Genomic DNA, 16,637 nt, shown 5'->3' on the forward strand with positions numbered 1-16,637 from the left:
CCGAATCCGGATGCCGACCAGACTTCCCGGCGCGCCGGGCTCAGCCTACGCGACGCGCCCGCGGATGCGTCCGCTCCGGCGAACCCCCACTAGCCTGATGCGGTGACGATCGAGCTGGTCCTGCTGCCGCGCGTGTCCTACCGCGGCCGGGAAATCACCAGCCCCCGCCTCGGCGGGCTCCTCGCCCTGCTCGCCGGCGACCTCCGCACCGGCGCGAGCACCGCCCGCCTGATCGAAGGGCTCTGGCCGGACGAGCGACCGGAGCACCCCGCCAAGGCCCTGCAGGTGCTCGTGTCCCGCGCACGAGCCCAGCTCGGCCACGACGTCATCGAAGCCACGTCGTCCGGCTACCGGCTCACCCTGGCCGAGGACCAGGTGGACACCTGCGCACTCGTGCTCAGCGCGACCGCCTGCGCCCGGCTCTCCCGCGACGGCGACCACGAAGCCGCGCTCGCCCACGCCGAGGCAGGCCTGGCGCTCTGGACGGCACAGGACGATCCCGGCAGCGCCGATCCGCTCGGCGCGCTGCGGACGGCCCGCGCGTCGACCAGCCGGTGGCTGCTCCGTGCCCGCGCGCTGTGCCGATCGCGGCTGGGCCGGGCCGCCGAGGCTGCCGACGAGCTGGCCGAGCTGGTGGCGGAACGGCCGCGCGACGAGGAACTGCTCCTGGAGCTGCTGCGCAGCGAAGCCGCGACGGCCGGGCCCGCCGCCGCGCTGGCCCGGTACGAGGACTACCGGCGCGGGGTGCGCGACGAACTCGGCAGCGACCCGGGACCCGCCCTGCGCGAGCTGCACCAGCGGCTCCTGCAGGGCGAAGCACCCGCGGTCCGCCACGGCGTCGCGCACGAGCCGAACCCGCTGCTCGGCCGGGACGCCGACCTGGCCGCCGTCACCGGGCTGCTGCGGACGTCCCGGGTCACCTCGATCGTCGGCGCGGGCGGGCTGGGCAAGACCCGGCTGGCGCACGCCGTGAGCCGCCGGGCCGACCAGCGGATCGTGCACTTCGTGCCGCTCGCCGGGATCACCCACGACGACGAGGTCGCCGCGGAAGTCGCCTCGGCGGTCGGTGGCGCCGACGCGGGAGGCCCGCCGGGCAGCCTCCCGGCCGCCCCGCGCGACGCCGTGACCGGCATCCTCGACGCGCTCGGCTCCGGGCCGGCGCTGCTGGTGCTCGACAACTGCGAACACGTCGTGCGCGGCGTGGCCGACCTGGTCCGGACGCTGGTCGCGCTCAGCGCCGACCTGCGGGTGCTCACGACCGGCCGGACCCCGCTCGACCTCTCCTCGGAGGCGGTCCACGCGCTGCCGGAACTGAGCCCGGCGACCGCCGCCGAACTGTTCCGGCAGCGGGCCAGTGCCGTCCGTCCGGACATCGACCTGCCTGGCGACACCGTCCGGGAGCTGTGCGCGCACCTCGACGGCCTGCCCCTCGCGATCGAGCTGGCCGCGGCCCGCGCCCGGGTCATGTCGGTCCCCGAGATCGCCCGGCACCTCGACGACCGGTTCGCCCTGTTGCGCGGCGGCGCGCGCGACGCGCCGGCCCGCCACCGCACGCTGCACGCCGTCATCGACTGGAGCTGGAATCTCCTCGACCGGCCGGGACAGGCCGCCATGCGCGCCCTGTCGGTCTTCCCCGGCGGCTTCACCGCCGACGCCGCCCGGCACCTGCTCGGCGACGAGGCGGTCGACCTGCTCGACCAGCTCGCCGGCCACTCGCTGCTCAAGGTGCTGGAGACCCCGGCGGGCACGCGGTTCCGGATGCTGGAGACGGTCCGCGAATTCAGCGCCGCGCGCCGAGACGAAGCCGGCGAGACCGAGAAGAACACAGCCGGTTTCCTGGCCTGGGCCGTGGACTTCTCCCTGGCCCACCACGAATCCCTGTTCGGCGCCGATCTCGTCCCGGCCATGCGCCGGGTCGGTGCCGAGCACGACAACCTGGTGCACGCCCTCCGGCACGGCATCGACCACGAGGACGGCACGACCGTCGCGGCGACGTCCGCCGCACTGGCCGGCCTGTGGACCTTCGAGTCGAACTTCGGCCGCATGGCCGCGCTCGTCGCGGACACCGCGTGGCTCCTCTCGCACTACCGGCCCGAGCCCCGGCTCGTGGCGGCGACCCGCACGTCGCTGGTGCTGAGCGCGGTGAACAGCTTCCTGTTGCAGGGCCCCCGGCCCACCCGCTCGCTGGTCGCTCTCCGCCGTCTCCCGCCCGCCGCACCCGGCACCCTGGTGCACGCCACCGAAACGGTGATCCGCACCGTCGCCGCGCCGGACTTCGCCCTGCTGTTCGCGTTGTGCGGTGACGACGATCCGCTCGTCGCCGGCCTGGCCGAGGGCGTCGCCAGCTACGCGTGGTCGGCGCTCGACGATCCCGGACGCGCGCTGGCCGCGGCCGAGCGCATGGTCGCCGTGTTCGACGGCCGGGACTCGCCGTGGCTGCGCGCCGTCGCCCACGCCCGGGTCGGGGAACTCTGCCTGGAACTGGAACGCGGGGAAGAAGCGCGGCGGTCGATCAGCACCGTGCTCGCGGTCCTGGACGAGACCGGCACCTGGCCGGGCGCGGCCCGGATCCGGGGCGCGCTCGTCCTGGCCAACCTGCAGACGGGCGCGATCGACGAGGCGGAGCACTGGCTCGAACAGGCCATGCTGACCGGCGGCAGCGAAGTCGCCGGAGCGTCCATGGTGGACGTCGGTGCCCGCGCCGAGATCCTGCTCGCCCGCGGTGACGTCGACGCGGGCCTGCGTCTGTGGCGGCAGGCCGCCGAACGGCTCCGGTCTGCAAAGGACACCGGCCCTGGCGCCGACGGCTGGATGTGGGAGACCCAAGCCGTCACCGTGGTCGCGCACGCCTGCCACGGGCGCCTCGACCTCGTCACCGAGATCACCGGCGACCTCCCCCGCGTGCTGCCCGGCCTGCTCGAAGACCCGGGGACGTCGGTCCCGGTCTGCGGCGCCCTCCTGCTGGCGCTGGCCCTGGCCGACCTCGACCGCGCTCAGACGGCCGGCGAGCGATCCGCGGCGGTGCGCATGATCGCCCTCGCCGACCGGTTCCGGTACGTGCGGGGCTTCCATCCCACGATGTCGTCGGCCCGGATCCGCGCTCTGGCCGAGCAGGCCGCCGAGCCGGCGTACACCGACGCGCGGTCGGAATACGCCGGCCTCGGCCGCGAAGAGCTGCGAGCCGCGGCGATCGCGGCGCTGGCGGTCAGGCCGCGGGATCGCGCCTGAACAACGCCCGCGCCCAGACGTACCCCGCGACGGCGAACCCGGCGCACCAGGCCACGGCGATCCACGCACTGCTCCCGACCGGCGTGCCCAGCAGCAAACCGCGCAGGGTGTCGATGACCGGGGTGAACGGCTCGTTGCGGGCGAACCAGCGCACGGCTCCCGACATCGTGTCCGTGGGCACGAACGCACTGCTGACGAACGGCAGCACCTGCACCAGCAGGATGAACAGGTTCGCGCCCTCGGCGTTCTTCGCCGCCAATCCGACCGCGACGGCCAGCCAGGTCAGCGCCAACGCCAGCAGGAGCACCAGCCCCAGCGTCGCGAGCCAGCCACCCGGTCCCGCGGCGGGCCGGAACCCGAACAGCAGCGCCACCCCGACGACCAGCGTCGCGCTGACCACCGTGCGGAGCACCGCACCCAGGACGTGCCCGGTCAGCACGGACACCCGCGCGATCGCCATCGTCCGGAACCGCGAAATGATCCCCTCGGTCATGTCGCGGTTCACCGCCAGCGCCGTCATCGACGCGCCGTACCCCACGGTCATCAGCAGGATGCCTGGCACCAGGTAGTCGACGTACGCACCACCGGGGACACCCGCCTGCATCGCGCCGCCGAACACCCCGACGAACAGCAGCAGGAGCAGCACCGGCATGCCCAGCGCCATGATCATCATCCCGGGGTACCGGCGCAGGTGCCTCAGGTTGCGCCGCAACATGGTCGCCGAATCGCGCACCGCGTAGCTCATCGAGCGGCCTCCTTCTCGGTCGTGAGGGCGAAGAAGACGTCGTCGAGGTCCGGGGTGTGCACCGACAGGCTGCCGACGTCCACCCCGGCGCCGTCCAGCCGGTCGAGGAGGCCGCGCAACGAGCGCACGTCACCGTCGCCCGGCACCGACAGCGTGAACACGGACTCGTCCCGCGTCCCTTCCCCCAGCGCCCGGGCGGCGGCGTCGAGACTGGCGGCGTCGGCGAACTGCAGCCGGACGTGCCCGCCGCCGACTCGCCGTTTGAGTTCGTCCGGCGTGCCTTCGGCGACCACCCGCCCGTGGTCGAGCACCGCGACCCTGCCGGCCAGCTCGTCGGCCTCGTCCAGGTACTGCGTTGTCAGGAAGACGGTGACGCCGCCCGCGACGAGGTCCCGGATGATCCCCCACATGGTGTGCCGGCTGCGGGGGTCGAGCCCGGTGGTCGGCTCGTCGAGGAAGAGGACGCGCGGCTCGCCGGCGAGCGTCATCGCCAGGTCGAGCCGCCGCCGCATCCCGCCGGAATAGGCCGACACGAGCTTCCCCGCGGACTCGGCGAGGTCGAACCGCTCGAGCAGTTCGGCCGCCTTCCGCCGTCCTTCGGCGCGGCCGAGGTGGTGCAGGTCCGCCATCAGCAGCAGGTTCTCCTCGCCGGTCAGCAGGTTGTCGACCGCCGAGAACTGCCCGGTGACGCCGATCGCGGCGCGGACCCCGTCCGGCTCGGCGGCCACGTCGTGCCCCGCGACGGAGGCCTGCCCGCCGTCGGCGCGGATCAGGGTGGACAGGATCCGCACGGCGGTCGTCTTGCCCGCGCCGTTGGGCCCGAGCAGGGCGAAGATCGTGCCCGTGGCGACCTGCAGATCGATGCCGTCGAGCACGACCTGGTCGCCGAAGGACTTGCGCAGCCCGCTGGCCGCTATCGCCGGGGTGGTCACGGTTCTCCTCTCGTCCGCCCGTGACCTCGGCGGTCACGGCTGTCACGAGAGTGCGCGACCCCGGTTTCAAGCCGCTTTCCGTCCGGGACGCTCGGTCGCGGGGCGCGTCCGCTGTCGCCGTCACGGGTCAGTGCCTGGCCGCCGCGACGGCGAGGTTGAGCTGCAGGACGTCGACCGCCGGGTCGCCGAGCACGCCGAGCCCGCGCCCGGCGGTGTTGCCGTCGACGAGCTTGCGGACTTCGTCCTCGCTCAGGCCGTTCTCCCGGGCGACCCGCGGCACCTGCAGCTCGGCGTAGGCCGGGCTGATCTGCGGGTCGAGTCCCGAAGCCGACGCGGTGACGGCGTCGGCCGGCACCTTCGACACGTCGACGCCTTCCCGCTTCGCGATCAGCTCCTGCCGCTGCTTGACCGTGGCGAGCAGGTCCTCGTTGCCGGTGCCCTTGTTCGAGGCACCCGAGGTGGACGGGTCGCCGGGCCCGAGCGGGTCCTTCGACCCGGCCGAGGGCCGGTTGTGGAAGAACGGGTCGTGCGCCGGGTCCTTCGCCACCGGATCGACGCCGATCAACGACGACCCGACCGGCTGGCCGTTCTGCGTGATGATCGAGCCTTCGGCGTTGTCCGAGAGGCCGGGGATCCGGGCCACCGCCCACACCGCGAGCGGGTAGACGACGCCCAGCAGGACGGTCAGCACCAGCAGCATCTTCAGGCCGGCGACGGTCTGCTTGTACAGCACCTTCATGGTCACATTCCCGGAATCAGTCGGACGAGCAGGTCGATCAGCCAGATCCCGGCGAACGGCGTCACGATGCCGCCGAGGCCGTAGATCAGCAGGTTGCGCCGCAGCAGCGACTTCGCGCTGGAGGGCTTGTAGCGAACGCCGCGCAGGGCCAGCGGGATCAGGCCCACGATGATCAGCGCGTTGAAGATCACCGCGGACATGATCGCCGAGTCCGGCGAGTGCAGGCCCATCACGTTCAGGCCGCCCAGCTGCGGGTAGATCGACGCGAACATCGCGGGCAGGATCGCGAAGTACTTCGCCAGGTCGTTGGCGATGGAGAACGTCGTGAGCGCACCGCGGGTGATGAGCAGCTGCTTGCCGATCTCCACGATCTCGATCAGCTTCGTCGGGTTCGAGTCGAGGTCGACCATGTTGCCGGCCTCCTTGGCCGCCATGGTCCCGGTGTTCATCGCCACCCCGACGTCCGCCTGCGCCAGCGCGGGAGCGTCGTTGGTGCCGTCGCCGGTCATCGCGACCAGCCTCCCGCCTTCCTGCTCCTTCTTGATCAGCGCCATCTTGTCTTCAGGCTTGGCTTCGGCGAGGAAGTCGTCCACTCCGGACTCGTCGGCGATCGCCTTGGCGGTGAGCGGGTTGTCGCCGGTGATCATGACGGTCTTGATGCCCATCGTGCGCAGTTCGGCGAACCGTTCCCGCATGCCGGGCTTCACGACGTCGGACAGCCGCACCACGCCACGCACGAGAGCGGTGCCCTCGACCCGCTCGGCGACGACGAGCGGCGTGCCGCCCTCGGCGCTGATCTTGTCGACGGTTTCGTGCACCTCGTCCGGCACGACGCCACCGTGCTCGGCCACCCACGCGCGCACGGCACTGGCCGCGCCCTTGCGGACGACCCGGCCGTTCAGGTCGATGCCGGACATCCGGGTCTGCGCGGTGAACGGGACGAACTCGCCGGACTTCTCGGCTTCGGTCGGCTGCGCCGCGAGGCCGTTCTCGCGCACGCAGAGGTCGATGATGCTGCGGCCCTCGGGCGTGCCGTCGGCCAGGCTGGACAGCCGCGCCGCGATCGCCAGATCCTCCACAGTGGACGAGCCGACCGGGATCAGCTCGGTCGCCTGCCGGTTGCCGAAGGTGATCGTGCCGGTCTTGTCCAGCAGCAACGTCGAGACGTCACCCGCGGCTTCGACCGCCCGGCCGGATGTGGCCAGGACGTTCCGCTGGACGAGGCGGTCCATCCCGGCGATGCCGATCGCCGAGAGCAGCGCGCCGATCGTCGTCGGGATCAGGCAGACCAGCAGGGCGGTCAGCACGATCACCGACTGCTGGCCGCCGGAGTAGTTCGCCATCGGCTGCAGCGCCACGACCGCGAGGACGAAGATGATCGTCAGCACGGCGAGCAGGATGGTCAGCGCGATCTCGTTCGGCGTCTTCTGCCGCGAGGCGCCTTCCACCAACGCGATCATGCGGTCCACGAAGGACTCGCCCGGCTTGGTGGTGATCTTCACGACGATCCGGTCGGAGAGCACGGTCGTGCCGCCGGTGACGGCGCTCCGGTCGCCGCCGGACTCGCGGATGACCGGCGCCGACTCGCCGGTGATGGCCGACTCGTCGACGGTCGCGATGCCCTCGACGACGTCGCCGTCGCCCGGGATGACCTCGCCGGCCTCGACGACCACCAGGTCGCCGATCCTCAGCTCGGCGCCCGGTACGCGCTCCTCGGACCCGTCCTCGGTCAGGCGGCGGGCGACGGTCTCCTTCTTGGTCTTGCGCAGGGACTCGGCCTGGGCCTTGCCCCGGCCTTCGGCGACCGCCTCGGCGAGGTTGGCGAACAGCACCGTGAACCACAGCCACACCGCGACGCCGATGTTGAACACGGTCGGGTTCGTCACCGCGAACACGGTGACCAGTGCCGAGCCGACCCACACCACGAACATGACCGGGTTGGCCAGCTGGTGCTTCGGGCTCAGCTTCCGGAAGGCGTCCGGCAGGGACGTCCAGAGCTGACGGGGGTTGAACACGCCCGCGCCGACCCGGCCCGCGTTCTCGACGTGGTGCCGGGTCGCTTCCTCGGGGGTGCGTTCGGTGGTCATGGTCATGCGAGAGCCTCGGCAATCGGCCCGAGGGCCAGGGCGGGGATGAAGGTCAGGGCCGCGACCAGCACGACCGTGCCGGCGAGCATGGTCGCGAACAGCGGGCTGGTGGTCGGCAGCGTGCCCGCGCTCTCCGGCGTCTTCTTCTGCGCCGCCAGCGAACCGGCCAGGCAGAGCACGGCCAGGATCGGGATGAACCGGCCCAGCGCCATGCAGACACCGAGCGTGGACTGGTACCAGTCGTTGGTCACGGTGATGCCGGCGAACGCGCTGCCGTTGTTGTTGCCTGCCGAGGTGTAGGCGTAGAGCAGCTCCGAGAAGCCGTGCGCGCCCGGGTTGTTGAACGCGGCGGTGTTGCCCGGGATCAGCAGGGCCGCGCCCGCACCGATCAGCACCACCGCGGGCATGGCCAGCATCGCGATCGACGCGCAGGTGACCTCGCGCTTGCCGAGCTTCTTGCCCAGGTACTCCGGCGTCCGCCCGACCATCAGGCCCGCCAGGAACATCGCGATGATCGCCATCACCAGGATGCTGTAGAGGCCGGTGCCGACCCCGCCCGGCGACAGCTCGCCGAACATCATGTTCAGCAGCGTGCCGAAGCCGCCGAGGCCGGTGAAGCTGTCGTGCATCGAGTTCACCGCACCGGTCGAGGTACCGGTGGTCGAGCCGGCGAACAACGCCGACCCCGCGATCCCGAACCGGGTTTCCTTGCCCTCCAGGGCCGCACCGGCCAAGCGGGCGGCGGCGCCTCCTGCGTGCGCTTCGCCCCACCAGATCACCGCGAGCATGGCCGCCCACAACGCGCCCATGACGCTGAGCAGGACATAGCCCTGCTTGGTGTTGCCGACGAGCTTGCCGAAGGTGCGGGTCAGGGCGACCGGGATCACCAGCAGCAGGAAGATTTCGATCAGGTTCGACCACGAGTTCGGGTTCTCGAACGGGTGCGCGGAGTTGGCGTTGAAGATGCCGCCGCCGTTGGTGCCCAGCTCCTTGATCGCCTCCTGGCTCGCTGCCGGGGCCAGCGCGATGGTGCTCGCCGAGCCGTCCGGGTTGAGCACCGAGACGCCGGACTTCAGGCTCTGCACCACACCGAGCGCGACCAGCACGATCGCGAAGACGAACGACAGCGGCAGCAGCAGCCGGACGGTGCCGCGGGTCAGGTCGACCCAGAAGTTGCCCAGCCGGTCGCTCTTCGACCGCATGAACGCGCGGGTCAGCGCGATCGCCACGGCCAGGCCAACCCCGGCGGAGACGAAGTTCTGCACGGTCAGCCCGGCCATCTGGACGACGTGGCCCATGACGCCCTCGGGGACGTAGGACTGCCAGTTCGTGTTGGTCACGAAGCTGATCGCGGTGTTGAAGGCGACCCCGGGGTCGACGGTCCGGCCGAAGTTCAGCGGAAGCAGCGGCTGGAAGCGCTGCAGCAGGTACAGGAACAGCACCGAGACGAACGAGAAGCCCAGCACGCCCGAGGCGTAGGTCTTCCAGTGCTGCTCGGAATCCGGGTCCGCGCGCACGATCTTGTAGACGGCCTTCTCCAGCCGCCAGTGTTTCGTGCTCGTGAACACGCGGTACATGTAGTCGCCCAGCGGCCGGTACACCAGCGCCAGGGCGAGCAGAAGGAGGCCGGCCTGTCCCAGGCCGGCCCACGTCGAGGACATCAGAACTTCTCCGGTTTGATCAACGCGATGAACAGGTAGACGATCAGGGCCAATGCCAGGACGCCGCCGACGACGTTGGCGACCACGCCGGTGCCGCTCACAACCGCTCCAATCCACGCAGGGTCAACGCCAGCACGGCGAACACGACGATCGCCAGCAGTACATAGGCCAGATCGGCCATGCGGCTGCTCCCTTCTCACGCACGACAAGCCGAGGTCGACCGAATGGTGACCGGACTGACGGAAGCGTGCCTGCCGGAGCTCCCGTTCGGATGTCACCTGACAGAGTCTTGACGCGTCCTCACGGCGCGTTGACGCGTTCTTGACGGAGCGCACCCCGAATGTCCATTCCGGACTTGGTCACAACTCGGCTTCGGCCACGTGAACAGCTCGCCTCGGCCGGAATTCGGGGCCACCCTTGAACGATCACGTCTTCGCCCGTCCCGGGGCGGCCGCCGAGCCTGTCGTTGACGCAACCCTGACGTCCATTCCGGACTTCGTTGACGGATTCTCTACGCGGCGACTCGAATCTTGACGAAATCCGTACGCCGGTTCGCCGGCGCGCGATGCACGCTGCGGTACGTGCCAGCACCCACGTCATGGCTCAAACGGCTGGTACTCGGACGGCCGTTCCGGAGCGACACCCTCGGCGAGACCCTCCTGCCCAAGTGGCTCGCGCTGCCGATCTTCGCCAGCGACCCGCTGTCGTCGGTCGCTTACGCGACCCAGGAAATCCTGCTGATCCTGTCCATCGGCGGCCTCGCCTACCTGACACTCGCGCCGTGGATCGGCCTGGCGGTCGCCGTCCTGCTGACCGTCGTCGTGCTGTCCTACCGGCAGGTCGTGAAGGCCTACCCCAGCGGGGGCGGCTCCTACGAGGTCGCCTCGCGCAACCTCGGCAGATCCGCGGGCCTGGTCGTCGCGGGCGCGCTGATGGTCGACTACATCATGACCGTCGCGGTGTCGGTCGCGTCCGGAGTGGACAACATCATCTCCGCCGTCCCCGGGCTCAACGACTACCGGATCGTCCTGAACCTCGGGTTCGTCCTGGTGCTGATGGCGATGAACCTGCGCGGCATCCGCGAGTCCGGGCGTGCCTTCGCGCTCCCGACGTACCTGTTCATCGGCGGGGTCGTGCTGATGATCGCGCTGGGCCTCGGCCGGGCCGTCGCGGGCCACGCCCCGGTCGCCGAAAGCGCCGGCTACGAGGTCCGCCCGGAACAGGTGGGACTGACCGGTCTCGCGCTGGTCTTCCTGCTGCTGCGGTCGTTCTCCTCCGGTTGTACCGCGCTCACCGGCGTCGAAGCGATCTCCAACGGCGTCCCCGCGTTCCGCAAACCCAAGAGCGCCAACGCCGCCCGCACGATGACCGCGATGGGCGTGATCGCCGTGGTGATGTTCGGCGGCATCACCGCCCTTGCCATGATCGCCCGCGTCCGGATCGCCGAGAACACCTGCGACCTCGCCGGGTTCCGCGGCGACTGCACCACCGACCCGCAGCGCACCGTGATCAGCCAGATCGCCGCCGCGGTGTTCGGGGGCGACCATTCGGCGCTGTTCTACTTCATGCAGGCCACCACCGCGCTGATCCTGATCCTCGCCGCGAACACCGCGTTCAACGGCTTCCCGTTGCTGGCCTCGATCCTGGCGCAGGACCGCTACCTGCCGCGGCAGCTGCACACCCGCGGCGACCGGCTGGCGTTCTCCAATGGCATCGTCGCGCTCGCGGTCATCGCCGGCGTGCTCATCTTCGCGTTCGACGGCTCGACCACCCGGCTGATCCAGCTCTACATCCTCGGCGTCTTCACGTCCTTCACGCTGTGCCAGGCCGGCATGGTCCGGCACTGGAACCGCGAACTCGCCGCCGCGACCGACACCCGGGCACGCCTGTCGATCCAGCGCTCGCGGCTGATCAACGCCGTCGGCGCGGTGCTCACCGCCGTGGTCCTGGCGGTCGTGATGATCACCAAGTTCACCCACGGCGCCTACCTCGTGGTGATCGCCATCCCGGTGCTGTACCTGCTCATGCGGGGGATCCACCGCCACTACACCCACGTCCGCGACGAGCTGCTGCCCGACGACGAGAGCGAGCTGCTGCCCAGCCGGGTCCACGCCATCGTGCTGGTGTCCACATTGCACAAACCGAGCCAGCGCGCGATCGCGTTCGCCCGCGCGAGCCGGCCGGACACCCTCACCGCGATCACCGTCAACGTCGAGGACCACGACACCCGCGAACTGCAGCGGCAGTGGGAACAACGTGACATGAAGATTCCGCTCAAGGTTCTCGAATCGCCCTACCGCGAGATCACCCGGCCGGTCGTGGCCTATGTCAAGAACCTCAGCCGCGCCAGCCCCCGCGACGTCGTGTGCGTCTACATCCCGGAGTACGTCGTCGGCCGCTGGTGGGAAAACGTGCTCCACAACCAGAGCTCACTGCGTCTGAAGGGCCGGCTCCTGTTCGAGCCGGGTGTCATGGTGACCAGCGTCCCGTGGCAGCTGCACTCCACCACCCGCCGCGACCTCCAGCGCGTCCGCCCGCTGCCCGGCGACATCCGGCGCGGCGTCACGACGCAGCGCCGCTCCTGACCCTCGATCTGCCAGACGGTGTCGGGACGAGGGACGGCTTCGCTACGGACGAAGCTGCGCCAGGAGCGATTCGACCAAGCGACCCTCGATGTCCGGGTCGTCGACGACAGCCCGGCGAAGCGCCCGCGAGGCGACGAACGAGATCAGTGACCACGCGGCGACGTCGGGGTCGAGGTCGGCACGCAGGTCGCCCGCCCGCCGTCCCGCTTCCAGCAGGCCGGCGAAACCGCGGGCCACCCGCCGGATCGCCGTGCGCGCGGCCTGCCGGACGACCGGGTCCGAGCCCGAGGCCGTGCCCTCCACGAAGAGGACGCCGAGGGCGCCGGGCGCGTGCAGGGCGTCGAGGTGCTCGGGCGCCAGCAGTGCACGCAGGACCTCCGAGACAGCGCGGTCTCCGGAGGTGAGCGCGGTGAGAAAGGTGACCGCGGTGCCGGCGGCCTGCTCCAGAACCGCGGCGAACAGCTCCGCCTTCGAGCCGAAGTTCTGGAAGACCACCGGTTCGCTGACCCCGACCCGGGCGGCGATCTCGGACGCCTTCGCCCGCTGGTAGCCGTGCTCGGCGAACGCCGCCGTCGCCGCGACGAGGATCGTTTCGCGGCGTTGTCCGGCGGTCATGCGCGTCCGGCTTCGGGTCACGTGGTCATCGTAACCGCCCTTGCCCTCCTACTTAGTTGCAGCTAAGTTAGCGGGACGACTTAGTCGTCACTAAGTAAAGGAGGCCGGGATGGCACTGGGCAGACTGCTGACCGGACACGGCGGCGAGCGCGCCGACGGCGCGTTGATCACCCAGGCGAGGCTGTACGAACTCGGCAGCAGAATCGGGTTCGTGACCCGCGGACGCCGCTATCGCGAACTGGTGCGGCGGTCCGGCGCGCAGCCGGGCGACCGCGTCCTCGACGTCGGCTGCGGGACCGGCTACCTGGCCGGGCTCGCGGCGCACGCCGTGGCACCGGGCGGGTCGGTGCTCGGCGTCGACGCGTCCGAGGCCATGGTCAAGTACGCGCGCGGCGTGGCCGGTACGCCGTCGTGCCGCTTCGAAGCCGGAACGGCGCAAGCACTCCCCTGCGGCGACGCGGAGTTCGACGTCGTGCTGTCCAGCCTGATGCTGCATCACGTGCCGGACGCCGGCCAGCCGGCCGCGCTGCGCGAGATGCACCGGGTACTGCGGCCGGGCGGCCGGTTGCTGCTCGCGGATTTCCGGCCGCCGACGTCCCGGGTGATGCGGCGGCTGGTCGGCGCCCTGACGGGCCCGCGGATGCTGGACGCCCCGGACCGGCGGCTCGTCGGCCTGGTGCGGGACACGGGGTTCACCGTGGACGACGAAGGCACGCTCGGCATCCTCCACTACGTCAGCGCGACAGCCTGACCGTCCACAACGGACCGCCGGCTCAGCGGACCAGCGCGGGCCAGCGGTCGTGCTCGCGGTCGATGACGTATTCGTGGCGGTGCTGCCACACACCGGCAGCGATCTCGGTCGCGTCCGCGAGGTGCCCGGGGTCGCCGGTGCCGTCGTGGACGTGCTCGAGGACATCGCGGTCGCATCGCGGCCACGCCCGGATCGCGACGACGGCGCCGACGACTCCGAGCCCGGCGAGCACGATCCACGTCACGCCGAAACCGGCTTCGGTGGCCAGCCAGCCGGCGATCGGATACGCCACCAGCCAGCAGGCGTGCGAAAGGGAGAACTGCGCGGCGAACACAGCCGGCCGGTCCGCCGCGGTGCTCGATCGGCGCAGCACCCGGCCCACCGGCGTCAGGACGAGACCGGTGCCGAGCCCGACGGTCACCCACACCGCCAACGCGGCGAACCAGCTGCCGCCGGCCACCATGGACAGCGGGATCGCTCCGGCGATCCCGGCCAGGAGCACGGCCGCCCCGGCGAGCATCACCGTGCGTTCGCGGACCCGGTCGAGCACCCGCGGCAGCAGCAGCGCGACCAGCACCGTGCCGACGCCGTTGGCCGCCAGCAGCACGGCGACATCGGCCTGACCGCGGCCGAGCTCGTCCCGGACGTAGTTGACGGTGTTGACCATGACCACCGACCCGACCGCGGCGACCACGAGGTTGAACCCCATGACACCGCGGAGCCGAGGTGTCGCGGCGTAGATCCGCGCCCCGGCGAGCGTGCGGTCCCACGCCCCACCGCGGTGGCTCCGGACCGCGTCCGGGATGCGGGTGGTGACCACGAGCACCGCCGAAACCAGGAAGCCGGCCGACGTGCCGGTGAACAGCCAGTGGAAGCTGACGACGCTGAGCGCGGCCGCCGCGAGCACCGGGCTCAGCAGGCTCTCCATCGTCGAGGCGAGCTGCGAAGCCGACAGCGCACGGGTGTAGTCGCGCTCGCCGGGCAGGATGTCCGGCAGCACGGCCTGAAAGGTCGGGGTGAACGCCGCGGAGGCCGACTGGAGCACCACGATCAGGGCGTAGACCTGCCAGATCCGGTCCACGAACGGCAGCGCGAGCACGACGAGCGCCCGCACGAGGTCCAGGCAGACCAGCATCACCCGGCGCGGCACCCGGTCCGCGTAGGCGCCGGCCAGCGGGGCGACCGTCACGTAGGTGACCATCTTGATCGCCAGCGCGGTTCCCAGCACGGCCCCCGCGCCGGCACCCGCGAAGTCGTAGGCCAGCAGCCCCAGCGCGACGGTGGTCAGCCCGGTCCCGAACAGCGCCACGAGCTGGGCGGTGAAGAGGTGCCGGTAGTCCCGGTGCCGGAACAAGGACAGGGCCACGCGAAACTCCTGGGCGACGACGACTGTCCCTCCATGATAGGTGCACATGTACGCACATGACGATTCCGGTGCGCAGTGGGCGCAGCTTCCACCCGCCGACCAGGTCGAAGCCGCCTCCACGGCCCTGCGGATGCTGGCGGATCCCGGCCGGCTGCGGATGCTGTGGCTGCTCAGCGGCGACGAGTACGACGTCGCGTCGCTGGCCGCGGCGGTCGGGATCGCGCGCCCGGCGGTGTCCCAGCACCTGGCGAAGCTCCGGCTCGCCGGGCTGGTGAGCCTGCGCCGCGACGGCCGCCACACCCACTACCGAGCCCGCGGCGGCCATGTGCGCCGCCTGCTGGCCGAAGTCATGAACGCCGCGGACCACCACCTCCACGGCATCCCGGACCACGACTGACGCCGGGTTGCCTGCGAAGGCACTGGCGGCGTCCGCGTCCGCGGTGGACACTTCGACGGTGGGCAGGATGGCCCACCCGGTGGGACCCGTTCTTCCGGGACCACGTGACCTTGGCCGACGTGTACCGGTTCCCCGCCCGGCACTTCGACTTCCACCGCGGCGGCTGACCTTGCCCCTCGGCTGACGCGGCTCCCCGCGGCTCAACGGAGCTCGGCGAGCAGCTCCCGCACCCGGCGATCGATCTCGTCCCGGATCCTCCGGACGTCCTCGACGCCCCTGCCCGCGGGGTCGTCGAGCTGCCAGTCCAGGTACCGCTTGCCGGGGAACACCGGGCAGGCGTCGCCGCAGCCCATCGTGATCACGACGTCGGCGGCCTCGACCGCCTCGGTCGTCAGCTTCTTCGGGACCTCCCGGGACAGGTCGAGCCCGATCTCGGCCATCGCCTCGCGCACGGCGGGGTTGACGCTGCCGGCGGGCGCGGAGCCGGCCGAACGGACGTCGACCGCGCCGTCGGCGTGGTGAGCGAGCAGCGCGGCGGCCATCTGGGAGCGGCCGGCGTTGTGCACGCAGACGAAGAGAACCTCAGGCTTGCCGGTCACGAGAACTCCGTCGTCGTGAGCACCGACGACAGCCGCGCCAGCACCTCGGGGTGCACGCGGTAGTAGATCCAGGTGCCGCGCCGGTCCCCGGTGATCAGCCCGGACTCGCGCAGCACCTTCAAGTGGTGGGAGATGGTCGGGCCGGTCAGGTCGAAGGCGTCGGTCAGGTCGCACACGCACGCCTCACCGCCGGCGTGGGACGCGATCAGCGAGAGCAACCGCAGCCGCACCGGGTCGGCCATGGCCTTGAACAGCTGCGACAGCTCGACCGCCTGGTCCTGCGTCAGGGGCTCCCTCGCCAGGGGGGCGCAGCAGGCGTCCATCGCGACGAGCGGCAGTTGCTTCGACATCCCTCTATATTGACAGGCTTGGACATGGGCGGCAATCTACTTCGACAAATGTCTATCCAAGGAGGTGGCGAAGATGTCACGGGTACAGCTGGCCTTGCGGGTCGGAGACCTGGCGGGATCGATCGACTTCTACTCGAAGCTGTTCGCGACGGAACCGGCGAAGCTCCGGCCCGGCTACGCGAACTTCGCGATCGAGGAGCCCGCGTTGAAGCTGGTGCTCCTGGAGGGCGAGCCGGGCCAGGAGACGGTGCTGGACCACCTCGGCGTCGAGGTCGAGTCCACCGACCAGGTCGACGCGGCGACCCAGCGTCTCACCGGCGAAGGCCTCGAGACGCTCACCGAGGACGACACCACCTGCTGCTACGCGGTGCAGGACAAGGTGTGGGTGCACGGCCCCGGCAAGGAACCGTGGGAGGTCTACACGGTGAAGGGCGACTCGACGACGTACGGCACCGACAGCGCCGCGCTGCTCACCCCAGCGACGTGCTGCCCACCGGACGCCGAGACCGGCGCGACGGCCAAGCCGGCGGGCTGCTGCAGCTGAAGGCCCGGAGCCGGTGCGCAATCGAGGGGCGCACCGGC

15 protein-coding genes are annotated in these 16,637 nt (G+C 71.2%); 5 read left to right on the forward strand and 10 right to left on the reverse strand.

Translation table 11 applies throughout. The features are described from left to right. Positions 1-102: 102 nt before the first annotated feature. Positions 103-3,228: an ATP-binding protein gene (locus A3CE_RS0106205; protein ID WP_020639206.1), complete on the forward strand. Its 3,126-nt coding sequence runs from the start codon at positions 103-105 to the stop codon at positions 3,226-3,228. On the opposite strand, the gene A3CE_RS0106210 is transcribed toward A3CE_RS0106205, so the two are convergent. The 6 genes from A3CE_RS0106210 to kdpF form a co-directional block, all read right to left on the reverse strand. After that, positions 3,206-3,973, reverse strand: a complete 768-nt coding sequence (locus A3CE_RS0106210; RefSeq protein ID WP_020639207.1) for an ABC transporter permease — start codon at positions 3,971-3,973, stop codon at positions 3,206-3,208. The two genes, A3CE_RS0106205 and A3CE_RS0106210, sit on opposite strands and share 23 nt — an antisense overlap. Continuing rightward, positions 3,970-4,905: an ATP-binding cassette domain-containing protein gene (locus A3CE_RS0106215; RefSeq protein ID WP_020639208.1), complete on the reverse strand. Its 936-nt coding sequence runs from the start codon at positions 4,903-4,905 to the stop codon at positions 3,970-3,972. The genes A3CE_RS0106210 and A3CE_RS0106215 overlap by 4 nt, the downstream gene beginning before the upstream one ends. Before the next feature lie 127 nt (positions 4,906-5,032). Further along, positions 5,033-5,644 carry a K(+)-transporting ATPase subunit C gene (gene kdpC, locus A3CE_RS0106220; RefSeq protein ID WP_026468210.1) on the reverse strand — a complete coding sequence of 204 codons (612 nt, stop codon included), beginning with the start codon at positions 5,642-5,644 and terminating at the stop codon, positions 5,033-5,035. A gap of 2 nt (positions 5,645-5,646) precedes the next feature. Then, the gene (gene kdpB / locus A3CE_RS0106225; protein ID WP_020639210.1) at positions 5,647-7,737 is read right to left on the reverse strand and encodes a potassium-transporting ATPase subunit KdpB; all 2,091 of its coding nucleotides are present in this window, start codon (positions 7,735-7,737) and stop codon (positions 5,647-5,649) included. Further along, positions 7,734-9,392 carry a potassium-transporting ATPase subunit KdpA gene (gene kdpA / locus A3CE_RS0106230; protein WP_020639211.1) on the reverse strand — a complete coding sequence of 553 codons (1,659 nt, stop codon included), beginning with the start codon at positions 9,390-9,392 and terminating at the stop codon, positions 7,734-7,736. Before kdpA ends, kdpB begins: the two co-directional genes overlap by 4 nt. Further along, positions 9,392-9,493: a K(+)-transporting ATPase subunit F gene (gene kdpF, locus A3CE_RS0106235; protein WP_020639212.1), complete on the reverse strand. Its 102-nt coding sequence runs from the start codon at positions 9,491-9,493 to the stop codon at positions 9,392-9,394. The genes kdpA and kdpF overlap by 1 nt, the downstream gene beginning before the upstream one ends. Before the next feature lie 480 nt (positions 9,494-9,973). Here kdpF and A3CE_RS0106245 point away from each other — a divergent pair, with 480 nt between their 5' ends. Further along, a complete protein-coding gene (locus tag A3CE_RS0106245; RefSeq protein ID WP_026468211.1) occupies positions 9,974-11,977 on the forward strand; it encodes an APC family permease in 2,004 nt (667 codons plus the stop codon). 42 nt (positions 11,978-12,019) lie between these two features. Here the strand turns inward: A3CE_RS0106245 and A3CE_RS0106250 are convergent, their stop codons facing one another. Continuing rightward, positions 12,020-12,613: a TetR/AcrR family transcriptional regulator gene (locus A3CE_RS0106250; protein WP_125591516.1), complete on the reverse strand. Its 594-nt coding sequence runs from the start codon at positions 12,611-12,613 to the stop codon at positions 12,020-12,022. Between the two features lie 88 nt (positions 12,614-12,701). Here A3CE_RS0106250 and A3CE_RS0106255 point away from each other — a divergent pair, with 88 nt between their 5' ends. Then, positions 12,702-13,343, forward strand: a complete 642-nt coding sequence (locus A3CE_RS0106255) for a class I SAM-dependent methyltransferase (protein ID WP_020639215.1) — start codon at positions 12,702-12,704, stop codon at positions 13,341-13,343. A 22-nt stretch (positions 13,344-13,365) separates the two neighbouring features. Here the strand turns inward: A3CE_RS0106255 and A3CE_RS0106260 are convergent, their stop codons facing one another. Continuing rightward, positions 13,366-14,709, reverse strand: coding sequence for an MFS transporter (locus A3CE_RS0106260; protein ID WP_020639216.1), 1,344 nt, complete (start codon positions 14,707-14,709; stop codon positions 13,366-13,368). Between the two features lie 46 nt (positions 14,710-14,755). On the opposite strand from A3CE_RS0106260, the gene A3CE_RS0106265 reads away from it, so the two are divergent. Continuing rightward, complete coding sequence (locus A3CE_RS0106265) at positions 14,756-15,106, forward strand: ArsR/SmtB family transcription factor (protein WP_020639217.1); 351 nt, start codon at positions 14,756-14,758, stop codon at positions 15,104-15,106. Between the two features lie 200 nt (positions 15,107-15,306). Here the strand turns inward: A3CE_RS0106265 and A3CE_RS0106270 are convergent, their stop codons facing one another. Continuing rightward, positions 15,307-15,705 carry an arsenate reductase/protein-tyrosine-phosphatase family protein gene (locus A3CE_RS0106270; RefSeq protein ID WP_020639218.1) on the reverse strand — a complete coding sequence of 133 codons (399 nt, stop codon included), beginning with the start codon at positions 15,703-15,705 and terminating at the stop codon, positions 15,307-15,309. Continuing rightward, complete coding sequence (locus tag A3CE_RS0106275) at positions 15,702-16,055, reverse strand: ArsR/SmtB family transcription factor (RefSeq protein WP_020639219.1); 354 nt, start codon at positions 16,053-16,055, stop codon at positions 15,702-15,704. Before A3CE_RS0106275 ends, A3CE_RS0106270 begins: the two co-directional genes overlap by 4 nt. Before the next feature lie 73 nt (positions 16,056-16,128). Here A3CE_RS0106275 and A3CE_RS0106280 point away from each other — a divergent pair, with 73 nt between their 5' ends. Further along, entirely contained in the window at positions 16,129-16,599 is a 471-nt protein-coding gene (locus A3CE_RS0106280; RefSeq protein WP_026468212.1) for an ArsI/CadI family heavy metal resistance metalloenzyme, read from the forward strand. The last annotated feature ends 38 nt before the right edge of the window (positions 16,600-16,637 follow it).

The organism is Amycolatopsis balhimycina FH 1894 (assembly GCF_000384295.1).
GTDB lineage: Bacteria > Actinomycetota > Actinomycetes > Mycobacteriales > Pseudonocardiaceae > Amycolatopsis > Amycolatopsis balhimycina.